Source organism: Polaromonas sp. CT11-55 (genome assembly GCF_047303325.1).
In the GTDB taxonomy this organism is placed as follows: Bacteria; Pseudomonadota; Gammaproteobacteria; order Burkholderiales; family Burkholderiaceae_C; genus Polaromonas.
Genome location: NZ_JBKBEX010000004.1, coordinates 204166 through 219571, shown reverse-complemented (window position 1 = coordinate 219571; position 15406 = coordinate 204166). Strand labels below are relative to the sequence as shown.

Below are 15406 nucleotides of genomic sequence, written 5' to 3'. Positions count from 1 at the left end.
ACCTGGCGATGGTTGGAAATGCCTCCGGGCATTCCTAGCCGTTGAGTTCGTCGGCTCTGGCTTGGGCTTTCTCGAAATCCAGATCGCCGCTGTAAATCGAGCGGCCGCAGATCACGCCTTCCACGCCCTCTTCCTCGACTTCGCAGAGCTTTTCGATGTCGGCCATATTCGAGAGGCCGCCGGAGGCGATCACGGGAATGGTCAGCGCCTGGGCCAGCTTGACGGTGGCGTCAATGTTGATGCCGGTCAGCATGCCGTCGCGGCCTATGTCGGTGTAGATGATGGATTCGACGCCGTAGTCCTGGAATTTCTTGCCCAGGTCTATGACCTCGTGCCCCGTCATCTTGCTCCAGCCGTCGGTGGCGACCTTGCCGTCCTTGGCGTCCAGGCCGACGATGATGTGGCCGCCGAAGGCCGTGCAGGCATCCTGCAGGAAGCCGGGGTTCTTCACCGCGGCCGTGCCGATGATGACGTAGCGCAGGCCGGCGTCCAGGTAGCGCTCAATCGTGTCCAGGTCGCGGATGCCGCCGCCCAGCTGCACGTCGATTTCACTGCCGACCTCGGCCAGGATCTGCTTGATGGCCTGCTCGTTACGGGGCTTGCCCGCGAAAGCGCCGTTCAGGTCCACCAGGTGCAGGCGGCGCGCGCCCTTGTCGACCCAGTTGCGCGCCATGGCGGCCGGGTCTTCGCTGAAGATGGTGGATTGATCCATGTCGCCCTGTTTGAGGCGAACGCAGTGACCGTCTTTCAGGTCAATCGCGGGGATAAGTAGCATGTGGCGGTAAAAAGACGGTAAAAAAAGAAGACGGGTGCTCAGGGTAACAAAAAGTCCGGCGTCCCGGTACCGGGTCTGACCCAAGGCGCTGCCGGGGGCTAGGGATTCCAGTGCAGGAAGTTGCGGTACAGGGCCAGTCCGTGGTCGGCGCTTTTCTCGGGATGGAACTGGGTGGCAAAAATATTATCGCGTGCAATCGCCGCCGCAAAGCGCGCGCCGTAATCGGCTTCGCCGGCGATGTGGCGCGCGTCCGACGGGTGGGCATAAAAGCTGTGCACAAAATAAAAGTACGCGCCGTCAGGCACGCCGGCCCAGACCGGGTGGGCTTTCTCCGTGCCCGCACCATTTTGGTAAACCTGGTTCCAGCCCATCTGCGGCACCTTGTAGCGGCTGCCGTCGGGCTGCGTCCTGCCCGCCAGTTCGAACCGGACGACCTCGCCGGGAATCAGCCCCAGGCCGTCGGTGCCGGCGCCGCCGTCGCCGGGCTGGCCTTCGTCGCTGTGGCTCAGCAGCATCTGCATCCCCACGCAAACGCCGAACAGCGGCTTGTGGGCCGCCGCGTGCAGCACCGACTCCAGCATGCCGGAATCGGCCAGCTCGCGCATGCAGTCCGCAATCGCGCCCTGACCGGGCAACACGATGCGTTCGGCCTGCATGACGTCTTCGGCCTTCGAGGTCACGAGGACTTCAAAGCCGCTGCCTGCCGCCACATGGCGCACGGCCTGCGACACGGAATGCAGGTTGCCCATGCCGTAGTCGACCACGGCCACTGTTTTGGGTTTTGCCATCAGGGGTTCAAGAAGGGTTGGCTTTGAATTTAGGGGTTGCCGCCGCCCATTTGTAGGGGGCCAGGCCAAAAACAAGGATGGAATTGGGCGCGGCAGCTTTGGGATGTGGCTTAGAGCGAGCCCTTGGTCGAAGGGATCACGCCGGCCGCGCGCGGGTCTATTTCCAGCGCCATGCGCAGCGCGCGGGCAAAGGCCTTGAACACGGTCTCGGCCTGGTGGTGGGCGTTTTCACCCTTGAGGTTGTCGATGTGCAAAGTCACGAAAGCGTGATTTACAAAGCCCTGAAAGAATTCATAGGCCAGCTGGCTGTCGAAAGTGCCAATCATGCCGCTCTTGAAGGGCACATGCATTTCCAGCCCCGGGCGGCCCGAAAAATCGACCACTACGCGCGACAGCGCCTCGTCCAGCGGCACATAGGCATGGCCGTAGCGGCGCAGGCCTTTTTTGTCGCCCACGGCCTTGGCTACGGCCTGGCCCAGCGTGATGCCCACGTCTTCCACCGTGTGGTGGCCGTCGATGTGCAGGTCGCCCTTGGCCTGGATGTCCAGGTCTATCAGCCCGTGGCGGGCAATCTGGTCCAGCATATGGTCGAAAAAACCTATGCCCGTCGACAGGCTGGCCTTGCCGGTGCCGTCGAGGTTGAGTTTGACGGTGATCTGGGTTTCGGCGGTATTGCGCGAAACCTCGGCAATGCGGGGAGCGAGGGTTGGGGTGGTCATAGGGATTTTTCAAGCGCCGTCAGCATTTGCGCGTTCTCGTCCGCGGTGCCGACCGTCAGGCGCAAACAATTGGCCAGCAATGGATGCATTTTAGAAACGTTTTTGACCAGCACCTTGTGGGATTTCATGCCCTCAAAGGTTTTGGCCGCATCGGGCACGCGCACCAGGATCATGTTGGCATCGCTTTTCCAGGCTTTGACGCCCTTGGCCGCCATGCCGGCCAGCGCATCCATCAGCACGGCGCGCTGGGCCACCAGTTCGCTGGCCTGGGCGGCGAATTCGGCCTGGTGCTCCAGGGCGAACAGCGCGCACTCGTAATTGAGCACGCTGATGTTGTAGGGAGGGCGCACCTTGTCGACCTCGGCGATCAAGGCCTTGGGGCCCATCATGTAGCCGATCCGCACGCCGGCCAGGCCGAACTTGCTCATGGTGCGCATCAGCAGCACATGGCCGTGCCTGGCGATGCGGTCTATATAGCTTTTGCTTGAAAACGGCTGGTAGGCCTCGTCCATCACGACCAGCCCGGGTGCCGCCTCGATGATTTTTTCAATCACCACGTCGTCCCACAGGTTGGCCGTGGGGTTGTTGGGGTAGGCGAGGTAGATGATGGAGGGCTGGTGTTCCTTGATCGCGGCCAGCATGGCGGCTTCGTCGAGTTCAAAGTCGGCCGTCAACGGCACGCCGATGAATTTCAGGCCCTGCAGCTGCGCGCTCGTGGCGTACATCACAAAACCCGGCAGCGGCGCCAGGATGGAGCCGCCCTCCACGTCGCAGGCCATGGCCAGCAGCGAAATCAGCTCGTCCGAACCATTGCCCAGCATGATGTCGAAGCCTTCGGGCATACGCGCGTAGTCGGCCAGCGCGCGGCGCAGCTCATTGACCCGGCCGTCGGGATAGCGGTTCAGCGCCAGCGCGCCCAGGCGCTGGCCCAGCTTGGCCTGCAGCGCCGCGGGCAGACGGTGCGGGTTCTCCATGGCGTCGAGCTTGATCATGCCGGCCGAGTCCTGGATGGCATAGGCGTGCATGGACTGCACATCCTGGCGTATCAGTTTTTTGAATTTGGGGTCCAGAGAGGGAGCAGGCAGGGTCATGGAAGGTTCTCCAGCAGTTCGATGCCGGTTTTAAAAGGGTTGATCACCTGGACACCGCCGTAGTGCTGCTCATGCGCCAGGCTTTCGCTGAGCAGGTAACGACAGCCCAGGTGCTGGGCCGCCGCAACAACCAGGCTGTCGCGGTAGTGCAGGTCGTAGCGGCTTTCCACCGCCCAGGCGGATTCGACGGTCGCGTGGTCGGTTTGCCAGGGCTGCCAGAGTTCATAGCGGCGCACTTCGGCGCGCGCATCGCCGGCCGGCATGGGCGGCTGGATCTTGCGTGTGGCCAGCAGGTAAAACTCATTGAGCACCTGGGTGCTGGTGCGGCCCAGCCCGCGCCGCCATAGCACGGTCAGCCAGGCCAGGGCGGCTTGCTGTTTGGCCCGGTCGGCACCGTCTTCACTGTGGAGCAGGATGCTGGCGTCCACAAAAACGCCGCTAGATGCCTCGCTCATGCGCCGCGCTCTTCCAGCTCAAGGCGCGTGGGATAAGGCTGCCCATTGGACACCCAGAGCCTGTCCTTGTTTTGCCAGTCATGCAGAGCGCGCTGGTAGGCGTCTGTGCGCTGCATCTTCTCGGCCAGCATCTCGCCCACCAGGCGCGAGACGCTGGTATTGCGCCGTGCGGCCTCAATGCGCACCCATTCCAGGGCGGCATCGTCCACGGTGATGGTCACGTTCTTCATGGACCGAAGTTTACACGAAATTCGTGTGGCACGAAATTCGTGTAGCTCGAGACCTTATTTCAACCGCATCTCAGCCGCCCGCGCATGCGCCTGCAGTCCTTCGCCATAAGCCAGTTCGGCGGCAATCTTGCCCAGCACCTGGGCGCCGGCTTCGCTGACCTCGATCAGGCTGGAACGTTTCTGGAAGTCGTAGACGCCCAGCGGGCTCGAAAAGCGTGCCGTGCCACTGGTGGGCAGCACGTGATTCGGGCCGGCGCAGTAGTCGCCCAGTGATTCGCTGGTGTAGGCGCCCAGGAAGATGGCGCCGGCGTGCTTGAGCAGCGGCTCCCACTTGTGCGGCTCGCGGCTGGAGACCTCCAGGTGTTCGGGCGCGATACGGTTGCTGATCTCGCAGGCTTCTTCCATGCTGCGCGTGTGGATCAACGCGCCGCGGCCGGTCAGGGACTTGGCGATGATCTCGGCGCGCGGCATCTCGGGCAGCAGGCGGTCTATGGCGGCCTGCACCTGGTCCAGATACGCGGCGTCGGGGCACAGCAGGATGCTTTGGGCGAGCTCGTCGTGCTCGGCCTGGCTGAACAAGTCCATGGCGACCCAGTCGGCCGGCGTGCTGCCGTCGGCCAGCACCAGGATTTCCGAAGGGCCGGCGATCATGTCTATGCCCACCGTGCCGAAGACGCGCTTTTTGGCGCTGGCCACATAGGCATTACCGGGGCCGGTGATCTTGTCGACCTTGGGCACGGTCTGCGTGCCATAGGCCAGCGCGGCCACAGCCTGCGCGCCGCCAATGGTGAAGGCGCGGGTCACGCCGGCCACATAGGCGGCGGCCAGCACCAAGGCGTTTTTTTCGCCTTTGGGCGTGGGCACGACCATGATGATTTCGCCGACACCGGCCACATGGGCGGGGATGGCGTTCATCAGCACTGAAGATGGGTAAGCCGCCTTGCCGCCGGGCACATAGATGCCGACGCGGTCCAGCGGCGTGACCTTCTGGCCCAGCAAGGTGCCGTCCTCGTCGCGGTAGCTCCAGCTTTCGCCGCTGGCCTTCTTCTGGGCCTCGTGGTAGCTGCGCACGCGGCGCGCGGCAGCTTCGAGCGCGCTGCGCTGGGCCGCGGGAATGGTGTCAAACGCGGCCTTCAATTCGGCCTGCGTGAGCTCCAGCTCGCCCATGGCGGCAACGTTGAGCCCGTCAAAGCGTGCCGTGTATTCGAGCACCGCCGCATCGCCGCGCTGCTGCACATCGGCCAGGATGTCGGCCACGCGCTGCTCGATGGCCGCGTCGGTGTCGGCGGACCAATGCAGGCGCGCCTTGAATTCGGCCTCGAAGGTGGCGGAAACCGTGGATAGGCGGGCGGGCTCGGCGGTCAGTTTCATGGCTCAGGATTTTTGCGAGGAGGCCGTGGCGGCCGAAAGGGCATCTATCAATTGGCGTATCGGCGCCTGCTTGAGCTTGAGCGCGGTCTGGTTCACCACCAGGTGCGAGCTGATGTCCATAATGCGCTCGACCTCGACCAAGTGATTGGCCCTGAGCGTGCTGCCGGTGGACACCAGGTCAACGATGGCGTCGGCCAGGCCCGTGAGCGGCGCCAGCTCCATGCTGCCGTAGAGCTTGATCAGGTCGACGTGCACGCCCTTGGTGGCGAAGAAATCGCGTGCGATGGCCACGTACTTGGTGGCGACCTTCAGGCGCGAGCCCTGGCGCACGGCCGCGGCGTAGTCAAAGCCTTCGCGCACGGCCACGCTGATACGGCACTTGGCGATCTGCAAATCGAGCGGCTGGTACAGGCCCTGGCTGCCGGATTCAAGCAGGGTGTCCTTGCCGACCACGCCGAGGTCGGCGCCGCCGTACTGCACATAGGTGGGCACATCGGTGGCGCGCACCAGCACCACGCGTACGCCGGGCTGGTTGGTGTCCAGGATCAGCTTGCGGGATTTTTCGGGATCGTCCAGCACCTCGATGCCGGCGCTTTTGAGCAGCGGCAGGATGTCGTCGAATATGCGGCCTTTGGAGAGTGCGAGCGTGATCATGCTTTCACCCGTTCTATGTCGGCGCCGATTCCGCGCAACTTGGCTTCCATCTGGTCGTAGCCGCGGTCCAGGTGGTAGATACGGTCCACCAGGGTTTCGCCTTCGGCCACCAGGCCGGCGATCACCAGGCTGGCAGAGGCGCGCAAATCGGTGGCCATGACGGTGGCGCCCGAAAGCTTTTCAACGCCCTCCATCACCGCGACCTTGCCCTCGATCTGGATCTTGGCGCCCAGGCGCACCATCTCGTTGACGTGCATGAAGCGGTTTTCGAAAATCGTTTCGGTCACCGTGCTGCTGCCCTGCGCGATGGCGTTGAGCGCCATGAACTGGGCTTGCATGTCGGTCGGGAAACCGGGGTACTCGGTGGTGCGGAAGGACTGCGCCTTCATGCGGCCGCTGGCCTGGATGCGGATAAAGTCCTCGCCCGCCGTCACCACCGCGCCGGCTTCGCGCAACTTGTCGATCACGGCATCGAGGTGGTCGGCCCGGCCGTGCTTGAGCACCACGTCGCCGCCGGCGGCAGCGACCGCACACAAAAAGGTGCCGGTCTCGATGCGGTCGGCCACCACCTGGTGGGTGCAGCCGTGCAGGCGGTCCACGCCCTGGATACGGATGCGGCGCGTGCCGTGGCCTTCAATTTTCGCGCCCATCTTGATGAGCATTTCGGCCAGATCGCCGATCTCGGGCTCTTGCGCGGCGTTTTCCAGGATGGTCTCGCCTTCGGCCAGGCTGGCGGCCATCAGGAAGTTTTCGGTGCCGGTGACGGTCACCATGTCGGTGGTGATACTGGCGCCCTTGAGCCGCTTCTGGCCGGCCGGCAGCTTGGCGATCATGTAGCCGTGCTCGACCACGATCTCGGCGCCCATGGCCTGCAGTCCCTTGATGTGCTGGTCCACCGGGCGCGAACCGATGGCGCAGCCGCCCGGCAGCGACACAGTAGCCTCACCGAAGCGCGCCAGCAACGGGCCCAGGGCCAGTACGGAAGCTCGCATGGTCTTGACCAGCTCATAAGGCGCCTCGGGCGAGCTCAGTGGCCCGGCATTGATACGCACCGTGCCGTCATCGCCGCGCTCGGCCTGCACCCCCATGTTGCGGATCAGCTTGAGCATGGTGGCCACGTCCTGCAGGCGTGGCACGTTGCGCAGCGTCACGTCGTCGGCCGTCAGCAGCGCGGCGCACAGCTCGGGCAGCGCGGCGTTCTTGGCGCCGGAAATTTCGACCGTGCCGGCCAGCGGCTTGCCGCCCTTGATGAGTAATTTGTCCATGTTCTTTTCAGTTCGCGTTGCCGTTGTTGGTATTGGCCCATTCGGTGGGCGTGTAGGTTTTCATGGACAGCGCATGCACCTCGTCGGTCTGCATGCGGCCGCCCAGCGTGGCGTAGACCTTCTGGTGGCGCTGGATCAGGCGCTGGCCTTCAAAGGCGCTGGACACCACGGTGGCATACCAGTGCCGGCCGTCGCCCGACAGCTCGATGTGCTCGCAGGGCAGGCCCGCGGCGATGATGGATTGCAATTCTTCGCTGGTCATGTCTAGTGTCTTATTTTGTAGCCGGTGCGCAGCAGGTTGACGGCCACGGCGCTGACGGCCAGCAAAGCGGCCGCCACGATGCCCAGGCTCAGCCAGGGCGAGACGTCGCTGACGCCGAAAAAGCCGTAACGAAAACCGTCGATCATGTAGAAGAAGGGATTCAGGTGGCTGACCTTCTGCCAGAAGGGCGGCAGCGAGTGGATGGAATAAAACACGCCGCTCAGGAAAGTCATGGGCATGATGACGAAGTTCTGGAAGGCCGCCATCTGGTCGAACTTCTCGGACCACAGCCCGGCGATCACACCCAGGGCGCCCAGCATGGCGGCGCCCAGCACCGCGAACAGCACGATCCACAGCGGCGCCACAAAAGCCGGCTGGCCGAAAAACACGGTGACGGCGAACACGCCCACGCCGACCAGCAGGCCGCGCGCGACCGAGGAGCCCACATAGGCGAAAAACCAGTGCCAGTGCGACAGCGGCGTGAGCAGCACAAACACCAGGCTGCCCATGATCTTGCTCTGGATCAGCGAGGAGGAGCTGTTGGCAAAAGCGTTTTGCAGCACGCTCATCATCACCAGGCCGGGCACCAGGAAAGCGGTGTAGCTGACCTGGTCGTAGACCTTCACCTGGCCCTGCAGCACATGGCCGAAGATCAGCATGTAGAGCACCGCGGTCAGCACCGGCGCACCCACGGTCTGGAAGCCTACCTTCCAGAAGCGCAGGGTTTCCTTGTACAAAAGGGTTTGCCAGCCTGTCATGTTGCTACTTTCGCGAGATCTACCGCCATGGCCGGGGTTTCGCCGGCGGGCTTTTTGTTCATGACGTCGAGGAACACATCTTCCAGGTCGGCCTTACGGATTTCAACGTCTTCGGCCACCAGGCCCGCCTCGCGGATCGCCGCGAGGTACTGCTCGATCTCGTGGGCGTTGTGCGCCGGGAACTGCACGATGCGGCCGGTGATGCGGGCCTGCACCGCCAGGTGCGTGGGCAGTTCGCTGTCGATCTTGAAGCGCAGCACGTTGGAAGAGGCCGCCTTGAGCAGTTCGGAAGTCTGCGCCAGCGCCACCACCCGCCCCTGCTTGAGCATGGCGATGCGGCTGCACAGGGCTTCGGCTTCTTCGAGGTAATGCGTGGTCAGCAGCACGGTGCTGCCCTGCTTGTTGAGTTTGGCGATGAACTGCCAGAGGGTCTGGCGCAACTCCACGTCGACACCGGCGGTGGGCTCGTCCAGCACGATGACCTGCGGCTTGTGCACCAGGGCCTGCGCCACCAGCACGCGGCGCTTCATGCCCCCGGAGAGCTGGCGCATGTTGGCGTTGGCCTTGTCGGCCAGGCCCAGGCTGACCAGCAGTTCGTCTATCCAGTCGTCGTTGCGCTTGATGCCGAAATAGCCGGACTGGATGCGCAGCGCCTCGCGCACCGAGAAAAAGGGGTCGAACACCAGTTCCTGCGGCACCACGCCGAGCTTTCGGCGGGCGCTGGCGTAGTCGGCCAGCACGTCGCTGCCGTGGACCTTGACGGTACCGCTGCTGGCGCGCGAGAGGCCGGCCAGTATGCTGATGAGGGAGGTTTTCCCGGCGCCGTTGGGGCCCAGCAAGCCAAAAAATTCGCCCTGCCGGATATCGAAACTGACGTCGTCAAGCGCCTTGACGACCGGACCCGTTTGATTTCGCGCGGAGGAGTAGGTTTTGGAGACGGACTGGAATGAGATCGCTGGCATGAGCCCGCCATTTTAAGGGCGGATGCCGTTTTGGCCGGGCCGGGCCGTGGAATGTCCCGCAGCGGCGGCTCAGACCGCGGCGGCCGGAATCAATTCCGCCACGCCGTACAGGCCCGCCAGCTGGCGCAGGCGGGGCGGCAAGCCCGCCACGGCAAACTTCTTGCCGGCGGCAAGCGCTTCGCGCCGGCACTCCAGCAGCACGGCCAGGGCGGAGGAGTCAAACTCTTTGAGTGCGCCGGCGTCCGCCACCACCGCGGCGGGCTGGGACAGCACGGCCTGCTTCAGGCCGAGCGCAAAACCTGCGGCCTCGGCATGCGTGAGAACGGGGGGAAGCGTGAGCACCGAGGGATCCGCTCAGGAGGACTTCTTGGCAACCGCGCCGCTGTTGGACTGGTTGCGCTGCACCAGCGAGGCGATCAGGCCATCCACACCCTTGGTGCTGATTTCCTGGGCGAACTGGGTGCGGTAGGTTTCCACCAGCCACACGCCCAGCACGTTCAGGTCATAGATCTTCCAGCCCGTGGGGGTTTTTTCCATGCGGTAGTCGAGCTGGACGGGGTCGCCCCGGCCCAGGACTTCGGTGCGTACCACCACTTCGGTGTCGGCGGCCTCCGCGCGCAGCGGCTTGACGCTGACGGTCTGATCGCTGACCTGCGCCAGCGCGCCGGAATAGGTGCGGATCAGCAGGATCTTGAACTCCTCCTGCAGCTTCTTTTGCTGCTCGGGCGTGGCTTGGCGCCAGTTGCGGCCCACGGCGGCGGCCGTCATGCGCGTGAAGTTCACGTTGGGCATGATCTTGCTGTCGACCAGGGACAGCACTTTGGTCAGGTCGCCGGCTTTTACGGCCTTGTCGGTCTTGATGTTGTCCAGCACTTCGGCCGACACGCGTTTGATCAGGGCGTCGGGGGCCTCATCGGCGGCGCGAACAAAAGGCGCGGCGCCCAGCAAGGCCAGGCTGAGAGTGGCGGTCAACAAATGCCCAAGAGTTCTGCGTTTCATGGTGTTCCTTCGGTGGCGAGACATGCGGTTGCCAGTTTGCGGCATCACTGTCGATGCATTACGTACTGGAAACCGATGGTTCGATAGGGGGATTCTGCGGGATTGCTTGCGGACTGGGGATGAAGTTATTCGGCAGTCTTGTAAATATTGTCTGAATACCGCTTGAACAAGGCCTTGCCCGGCCTTGTTCATGCCTGTTTCATCTTCTTACTTGGCCGCAGGGGCGGGCGTAGCCGGCGCGCCTTCAGGCAAATCGAAGCGTTCTTCCTTTTCAGCCGGCACATTGCCGATCAGGCTGTTGCGGCGTTGCTGGTAGATATCGCGGGTAAAGCTGTATTTGTCCAGCGCCGCCTGGTCCAGCACATCGCCGGCGCCCAGCAGGTTGGCGCGCACATTGACCGCGCGCAACGTCGTCAGGGTATTGCGGACACGCACGTTCTTGGCCTGGCTGACCGCGTCCAGCTGGTAATCCACCACCAGGCCGGCGGTGTCGCGCACCGAGGAAGGGCCCAGCACAGGCAGCACCAGGTAAGGACCCGAGCCCACGCCCCAGACACCCAGGGTCTGGCCGAAGTCTTCCGAGTGTTTCGGAATTTTCATTTCGCTGGCCACATCAAAAATACCGCCCAGGCCCCAGAGGGTATTGGTGGTGACGCGGAACAGGCTGTCGGCAGCGGCTTCGCCCTTGCCCTGCAGCAGGTTGTTAACCATGGACCAGACATCGGAAATGTTGCCGAAGAAGCTGGTGACGCCGGTGCGCACAGGCTGGGGCGTGACGTCGCGGTAGGCGGTGGCCACGGGCTTGAGGACTGCCCGGTCCAGCCCCTCGTTGAAGCCGAACATGGCCCGGTTAAACGGCTCCAGCGGATCGGACGGATTGGCGCCCGGGCCGGTTGCGCATCCCTGAAGCAGCGCCACTGCGAGAACGGCGCCGGCCCACCCTGTTGATTTTTTCATTGTGTTGTTGCTTGTCATTTTTTTTGAGTCGTCGCTGGTGGCGGCGCAGACCCTGATCCGGAACTGCTGTCCGCCGCTTTACTGTATAAAAACTGGCTGATCAGATTCTCAAGCACCACGGCGGACTGCGTGTTTTTGGTCACATCCCCCGCGGCGAAATTTTTCTCGTCCCCGCCGGCCTCCACGCCGATGTACTGCTCACCGAGCAGGCCGCTGGTCAAAATCTTCAGCGAGCTGTCCTTGGGAAACACATAACGGCTTTCCATGGCCAGGGTCACGCTGGCCTGGTAGGACTTGTCGTCGAAACTGATATTTTCAACCCGCCCGACCACCACCCCCGCGCTTTTGACCGCGGCGCGTGGCTTCAGGCCGCCAATATTGTCGAATTTCGCCGTGATCTTGTAAGAAGTGTCGAAATTCAGTGAGAGAAGGTTGGCGGACTTCAGTGCCAGGAACAGGATGGCCAGGCCCCCGATCAGGACAAACAGGCCAACCCAGAGATCATTTTTGGAGCGTTGCATCGTTTTCTTTCAGTGGCCCGACAAGGCGGCCCGGCTTGCACCCGCGACCTGGGTCTTGCGCCATCCCTTCGAGGCAGACACTGGAGTGGCGGATTTTCTCATGGACAAATTAAAAATGTTTGAAGGCGGTTATACGGCTACAGGCTGAACATGGACGCGGTCAGCAGGAAGTCCAGCCCCAGCACGGCCAGCGAGGCCACCACCACGGTGCGCGTGGTGGCCCGGGAGACGCCCTCGGGCGTAGGCTGGGCTTCAAATCCCTGGTGCAGGGCGACAAAGGTGACGGTCACGCCGAACACAAAACTCTTGATGATGCCGTTGCCCACGTCGCGCCAGACATCCACGCCGGACTGCATCTGGCTCCAGAAGGAGCCGGCGTCTATGCCTATCATGACCACGCCGACCAGCCAGCCGCCCAGGATGCCGACGGCGCTGAACACGGCGGCCAGCAGCGGCATGGCGATGATGCCGCCCCAGAAACGCGGCGCCAGGATGCGGCGTATCGGGTCCACCGCCATCATTTCCATGGCCGACAGCTGCTCGCCGGCCTTCATCAGGCCGATTTCGGCGGTCAGCGCCGTGCCGGCGCGGCCAGCGAACAGCAGCGCCGTGACCACCGGCCCGAGCTCGCGCACCAGGCTGAGCGCTACCAGCAGGCCCAGCGCCTCGGCCGAACCGTAGCGCTGCAGCGTGTAGTAACCCTGCAGGCCCAGCACAAAGCCCACAAAGAGGCCGGACACCGCGATGATGGCCAGCGAATAGTTGCCCAAAAAGAAGATCTGGTCGCGCACCAGGCCGAAACGGGCCAGGGCCGGCCCGCTCAGGGCAACCAGGCGCGACATCAGCCGCGCGGCATAGCCCATGTCGGCCAATTGCCTGCGCACCGCAAAACCAAGGTCGGACACCAGGGCGACGGGACTGTAGCGGCTCATGCGCGCTCCTTTTTGGCGGCGTCGGCGTTGCCGAAGTCCGCCTCCACGCCCGGCCCGGGGTAATGGAATTTCACCGGGCCCTCGCTCTCGGCATTGACGAACTGGTGCACCAGCGGATCGGTGGAGCGCCTGACTTCATCGGGCGTGCCCTGGGCCGCGATGCTGCCGTTGGCCAGGATGACGACCTTGTCGGCAATGCGGAAGGTTTCTTCCAGGTCGTGGGAGACGACGATGCTGGTGATGCCCAGGGTGTCGTTGAGCTGGCGTATGAGCTGCGCAGCGGTGCCCAGCGAGATAGGGTCCAGCCCGGAGAAGGGCTCGTCGTACATGATGAGTTCGGGGTCCAGCACGATGGCGCGCGCCAACGCCACGCGCCTGGCCATGCCGCCGGAGATTTCGCTGGGCATCAGGTCGCGCGCGCCGCGCAGGCCCACGGCGTTGAGCTTCATCAGCACGATGTCGCGGATCAGGCGTTCATTCAGCGCGGTGTGCTCGCGCAGCGGGAAGGCCACGTTGTCGAACACACTCAAATCGGTGAACAGCGCGCCGAACTGGAACAGCATGCCCATGCGCCGGCGTGCGGTGTACAGCTCTTGCTGCACCAGTTGGCCGACGTCCTTGCCGTCAAACAGGACGGCGCCGCGGGTGGCCTTCTGCTGGCCGCCGATCAGGCGCAGCACCGTCGTTTTGCCGCCGCCCGACGCGCCCATCAGCGCGGTGACCTTGCCCCTGGGCACGGACAGGGTGACCCCGTCCAGAATGACGCGGTCACCCGCGGAACCCGGGTAGGAGAAGGTCACATCCTTGAATTCAACCAGTGAAGAAGCGAGGGTGTCGGCCATGGAGAAAAAGAAGGGCCGACGAGCGCGCCGGCGAACTAGGGAATGCCCTAATGATACGGGGTTTGGTCGCCCCCATCCCGGGAAGTAATACCAGACAGTAATACCGTGGGGTTTCCACCCTGCTCTATTTGCGGCGCAGGCCGTCGCGCGCCCCAAACGCAAGCTTTGGGCCCTCCTCAGTCGCGCGGCTCAGCAAGGCAGGTTGCTGTAGCCCATCAGGAACTCATCCACCGTGCGCGCAGCCTGGCGGCCTTCGCACACCCCTAGCGCAAGTTTGGGGTTTATTAAACCGCCCCTTGGGGCGATTTGCAAAGGCCGTGGCGCGGCGTTTAACGAGGCAGGTCGCTGTAACCCATCAAGAATTCGTCCACGGCGCGCGCGGCCTGACGGCCTTCACGAATCGCCCAGACAACCAGGCTCTGGCCGCGACGGATGTCGCCGGCGGCAAACACCTTGGGCACGTTGGTGGCATAGCCGCCGGTGAAATCCGTGCTGGCCTTGGCGTTGCCACGGTTGTCTTTTTCGACACCGAAAGCTTCCAGCACGGAAGCCACCGGCGAGACAAAGCCCATGGCCAGCAGCACCAGGTCGGCCTTGAGGGTCTGCTCGGAGCCGGGCACCTCGGCCATCTTGCCGTCTTTCCACTCGACGCGCACGGTCTTGAGGCCCGTGACCTTGCCTTTTTCGCCGATCAGCTCCTTGGTGGAGATGGCGAACTCGCGCTCGCAGCCTTCCTCGTGCGAGGACGAGGTGCGCAGCTTGATGGGCCAGTAGGGCCAGGTCAGGGGGCGGTTTTCCTCTTCGGGCGGCTGGGGCATCAGTTCAAACTGCGTGACGCTCACGGCGCCGTGGCGGTTGCTGGTGCCCACGCAGTCGGAGCCGGTGTCGCCGCCGCCGATCACGATGACGTGTTTGCCGGAGGCAGACAGCTGGCCCTTGACCTTGTCGCCGGCATTGACCTTGTTCTGCTGGGGCAAAAATTCCATCGCGAAATGCACGCCGTCCAGGTCGCGGCCGGGCACGGGCAGGTCGCGCGACTGCTCAGCTCCGCCGGTCAGCATCACGGCGTCAAAGTTCTTTTGCAGCTGCTCGGGGCTGATGCTTTCCTTGGCCCAGTTGGTGACCTTGGAGTCCTTGGGCAGGCTGCCCACCATCACGCCGGTACGGAATATCACGCCTTCGGCCTTCATCTGCTCGACGCGGCGATCGATATGGACTTTCTCCATCTTGAAGTCGGGAATGCCGTAACGCAGCAGGCCGCCGATGCGGTCGTTCTTCTCGAACAGGGTGACTTCGTGGCCGGCGCGCGCCAGCTGCTGGGCCGCGGCCATGCCGGCGGGGCCGGAGCCGACGACGGCGACCTTCTTGCCGGTCTTGTGTTTGGGCATCACGGGCTTGACCCAGCCTTCGGACCAGGCGCGGTCAATGATGGCGTGCTCGATGGACTTGATGCCGACGGCGTCGTCGTTCACGTTCAGCGTGCAGGCGGCCTCACAGGGCGCCGGGCAGATACGGCCGGTGAACTCGGGGAAGTTGTTGGTGCTGTGCAGCGTGTCGATCGCGTTTTTCCAATCGGCGCGAAACACCATGTCGTTGAAGTCGGGAATGATGTTGTTGACCGGGCAACCGTTGTTGCAAAACGGCGTGCCGCAGTCCATGCAGCGCGCCGCCTGCTTGTTGGCCTGCGCGTCGTCCAGCCCGATGACAAATTCGCGGTAGTTCTTCAGGCGCTCCGGCACGGGCTTGTAGCCCTCCTCGATGCGCTCGTATTCCATGAAGCCGGTGATTTTTCCCATGATGAGATCCTGTGCGATTCTTTTTTAAG

General features: G+C 63.7%; 19 protein-coding genes. All 19 read right to left on the bottom strand.

The window, feature by feature from the left end:
- Positions 1 to 34: 34 nt before the first annotated feature.
- A complete protein-coding gene (gene hisA, locus ACEN8I_RS06310; RefSeq protein ID WP_007868120.1) occupies positions 35 to 775 on the bottom strand; it encodes a 1-(5-phosphoribosyl)-5-[(5-phosphoribosylamino)methylideneamino]imidazole-4-carboxamide isomerase in 741 nt (246 codons plus the stop codon).
- A gap of 98 nt (positions 776 to 873) precedes the next feature.
- Positions 874 to 1563, bottom strand: coding sequence for an imidazole glycerol phosphate synthase subunit HisH (gene hisH, locus ACEN8I_RS06305; RefSeq protein WP_413327474.1), 690 nt, complete (start codon positions 1561 to 1563; stop codon positions 874 to 876).
- A 110-nt stretch (positions 1564 to 1673) separates the two neighbouring features.
- Positions 1674 to 2282: an imidazoleglycerol-phosphate dehydratase HisB gene (gene hisB / locus ACEN8I_RS06300; protein WP_007868125.1), complete on the bottom strand. Its 609-nt coding sequence runs from the start codon at positions 2280 to 2282 to the stop codon at positions 1674 to 1676.
- On the bottom strand, positions 2279 to 3373 hold the full coding sequence (gene hisC, locus ACEN8I_RS06295) for a histidinol-phosphate transaminase (protein ID WP_413327473.1): 1095 nt from the start codon (positions 3371 to 3373) through the stop codon (positions 2279 to 2281). The genes hisB and hisC overlap by 4 nt, the downstream gene beginning before the upstream one ends.
- The gene (locus ACEN8I_RS06290; RefSeq protein WP_413327472.1) at positions 3370 to 3828 is read right to left on the bottom strand and encodes a PIN domain-containing protein; all 459 of its coding nucleotides are present in this window, start codon (positions 3826 to 3828) and stop codon (positions 3370 to 3372) included. Before ACEN8I_RS06290 ends, hisC begins: the two co-directional genes overlap by 4 nt.
- Positions 3825 to 4058 carry a CopG family transcriptional regulator gene (locus ACEN8I_RS06285; protein ID WP_413327471.1) on the bottom strand — a complete coding sequence of 78 codons (234 nt, stop codon included), beginning with the start codon at positions 4056 to 4058 and terminating at the stop codon, positions 3825 to 3827. The genes ACEN8I_RS06290 and ACEN8I_RS06285 overlap by 4 nt, the downstream gene beginning before the upstream one ends.
- Positions 4059 to 4112: 54 nt before the next feature.
- A complete protein-coding gene (gene hisD, locus ACEN8I_RS06280; protein ID WP_413327470.1) occupies positions 4113 to 5429 on the bottom strand; it encodes a histidinol dehydrogenase in 1317 nt (438 codons plus the stop codon).
- A 3-nt stretch (positions 5430 to 5432) separates the two neighbouring features.
- The gene (gene hisG, locus ACEN8I_RS06275; RefSeq protein WP_413327469.1) at positions 5433 to 6083 is read right to left on the bottom strand and encodes an ATP phosphoribosyltransferase; all 651 of its coding nucleotides are present in this window, start codon (positions 6081 to 6083) and stop codon (positions 5433 to 5435) included.
- Positions 6080 to 7348, bottom strand: a complete 1269-nt coding sequence (murA, locus tag ACEN8I_RS06270) for a UDP-N-acetylglucosamine 1-carboxyvinyltransferase (protein WP_413327468.1) — start codon at positions 7346 to 7348, stop codon at positions 6080 to 6082. The genes hisG and murA overlap by 4 nt, the downstream gene beginning before the upstream one ends.
- 7 nt (positions 7349 to 7355) lie before the next feature.
- Entirely contained in the window at positions 7356 to 7610 is a 255-nt protein-coding gene (locus ACEN8I_RS06265; protein WP_007868148.1) for a BolA family protein, read from the bottom strand.
- Between the two features lie 2 nt (positions 7611 to 7612).
- Entirely contained in the window at positions 7613 to 8368 is a 756-nt protein-coding gene (locus ACEN8I_RS06260) for an ABC transporter permease (RefSeq protein WP_413327467.1), read from the bottom strand.
- Entirely contained in the window at positions 8365 to 9330 is a 966-nt protein-coding gene (locus tag ACEN8I_RS06255) for an ABC transporter ATP-binding protein (protein ID WP_413327466.1), read from the bottom strand. The genes ACEN8I_RS06260 and ACEN8I_RS06255 overlap by 4 nt, the downstream gene beginning before the upstream one ends.
- 69 nt (positions 9331 to 9399) lie before the next feature.
- The gene (locus ACEN8I_RS06250; protein ID WP_413327465.1) at positions 9400 to 9672 is read right to left on the bottom strand and encodes a lipid asymmetry maintenance protein MlaB; all 273 of its coding nucleotides are present in this window, start codon (positions 9670 to 9672) and stop codon (positions 9400 to 9402) included.
- Between the two features lie 12 nt (positions 9673 to 9684).
- Complete coding sequence (locus ACEN8I_RS06245; RefSeq protein WP_413327463.1) at positions 9685 to 10329, bottom strand: phospholipid-binding protein MlaC; 645 nt, start codon at positions 10327 to 10329, stop codon at positions 9685 to 9687.
- 207 nt (positions 10330 to 10536) lie between these two features.
- Positions 10537 to 11286, bottom strand: a complete 750-nt coding sequence (locus ACEN8I_RS06240) for a VacJ family lipoprotein (protein WP_413327461.1) — start codon at positions 11284 to 11286, stop codon at positions 10537 to 10539.
- Positions 11287 to 11300: 14 nt separating this feature from the next.
- Positions 11301 to 11807 carry an outer membrane lipid asymmetry maintenance protein MlaD gene (gene mlaD, locus ACEN8I_RS06235; protein ID WP_413327459.1) on the bottom strand — a complete coding sequence of 169 codons (507 nt, stop codon included), beginning with the start codon at positions 11805 to 11807 and terminating at the stop codon, positions 11301 to 11303.
- A 137-nt stretch (positions 11808 to 11944) separates the two neighbouring features.
- Positions 11945 to 12739 carry a lipid asymmetry maintenance ABC transporter permease subunit MlaE gene (mlaE, locus tag ACEN8I_RS06230; RefSeq protein ID WP_413327457.1) on the bottom strand — a complete coding sequence of 265 codons (795 nt, stop codon included), beginning with the start codon at positions 12737 to 12739 and terminating at the stop codon, positions 11945 to 11947.
- Positions 12736 to 13581, bottom strand: a complete 846-nt coding sequence (locus ACEN8I_RS06225; protein WP_413327455.1) for an ABC transporter ATP-binding protein — start codon at positions 13579 to 13581, stop codon at positions 12736 to 12738. The genes mlaE and ACEN8I_RS06225 overlap by 4 nt, the downstream gene beginning before the upstream one ends.
- A gap of 329 nt (positions 13582 to 13910) precedes the next feature.
- The gene (locus tag ACEN8I_RS06220; RefSeq protein ID WP_413327453.1) at positions 13911 to 15377 is read right to left on the bottom strand and encodes a glutamate synthase subunit beta; all 1467 of its coding nucleotides are present in this window, start codon (positions 15375 to 15377) and stop codon (positions 13911 to 13913) included.
- Between the last annotated feature and the right edge of the window lie 29 nt (positions 15378 to 15406).

What these genes read in the sequence shown, in the direction of transcription:
- hisA (WP_007868120.1), bottom strand. Translation starts at nt 775, where the DNA reads ATGCTACTTATCCCCGCGATTGACCTGAAAGACGGTCACTGCGTTCGC.
- hisH (WP_413327474.1), bottom strand. Translation starts at nt 1,563, where the DNA reads ATGGCAAAACCCAAAACAGTGGCCGTGGTCGACTACGGCATGGGCAAC.
- hisB (WP_007868125.1), bottom strand. Translation starts at nt 2,282, where the DNA reads ATGACCACCCCAACCCTCGCTCCCCGCATTGCCGAGGTTTCGCGCAAT.
- hisC (WP_413327473.1), bottom strand. Translation starts at nt 3,373, where the DNA reads ATGACCCTGCCTGCTCCCTCTCTGGACCCCAAATTCAAAAAACTGATA.
- ACEN8I_RS06290 (WP_413327472.1), bottom strand. Translation starts at nt 3,828, where the DNA reads ATGAGCGAGGCATCTAGCGGCGTTTTTGTGGACGCCAGCATCCTGCTC.
- ACEN8I_RS06285 (WP_413327471.1), bottom strand. Translation starts at nt 4,058, where the DNA reads ATGAAGAACGTGACCATCACCGTGGACGATGCCGCCCTGGAATGGGTG.
- hisD (WP_413327470.1), bottom strand. Translation starts at nt 5,429, where the DNA reads ATGAAACTGACCGCCGAGCCCGCCCGCCTATCCACGGTTTCCGCCACC.
- hisG (WP_413327469.1), bottom strand. Translation starts at nt 6,083, where the DNA reads ATGATCACGCTCGCACTCTCCAAAGGCCGCATATTCGACGACATCCTG.
- murA (WP_413327468.1), bottom strand. Translation starts at nt 7,348, where the DNA reads ATGGACAAATTACTCATCAAGGGCGGCAAGCCGCTGGCCGGCACGGTC.
- ACEN8I_RS06265 (WP_007868148.1), bottom strand. Translation starts at nt 7,610, where the DNA reads ATGACCAGCGAAGAATTGCAATCCATCATCGCCGCGGGCCTGCCCTGC.
- ACEN8I_RS06260 (WP_413327467.1), bottom strand. Translation starts at nt 8,368, where the DNA reads ATGACAGGCTGGCAAACCCTTTTGTACAAGGAAACCCTGCGCTTCTGG.
- ACEN8I_RS06255 (WP_413327466.1), bottom strand. Translation starts at nt 9,330, where the DNA reads ATGCCAGCGATCTCATTCCAGTCCGTCTCCAAAACCTACTCCTCCGCG.
- ACEN8I_RS06245 (WP_413327463.1), bottom strand. Translation starts at nt 10,329, where the DNA reads ATGAAACGCAGAACTCTTGGGCATTTGTTGACCGCCACTCTCAGCCTG.
- ACEN8I_RS06240 (WP_413327461.1), bottom strand. Translation starts at nt 11,286, where the DNA reads ATGAAAAAATCAACAGGGTGGGCCGGCGCCGTTCTCGCAGTGGCGCTG.
- mlaD (WP_413327459.1), bottom strand. Translation starts at nt 11,807, where the DNA reads ATGCAACGCTCCAAAAATGATCTCTGGGTTGGCCTGTTTGTCCTGATC.
- mlaE (WP_413327457.1), bottom strand. Translation starts at nt 12,739, where the DNA reads ATGAGCCGCTACAGTCCCGTCGCCCTGGTGTCCGACCTTGGTTTTGCG.
- ACEN8I_RS06225 (WP_413327455.1), bottom strand. Translation starts at nt 13,581, where the DNA reads ATGGCCGACACCCTCGCTTCTTCACTGGTTGAATTCAAGGATGTGACC.
- ACEN8I_RS06220 (WP_413327453.1), bottom strand. Translation starts at nt 15,377, where the DNA reads ATGGGAAAAATCACCGGCTTCATGGAATACGAGCGCATCGAGGAGGGC.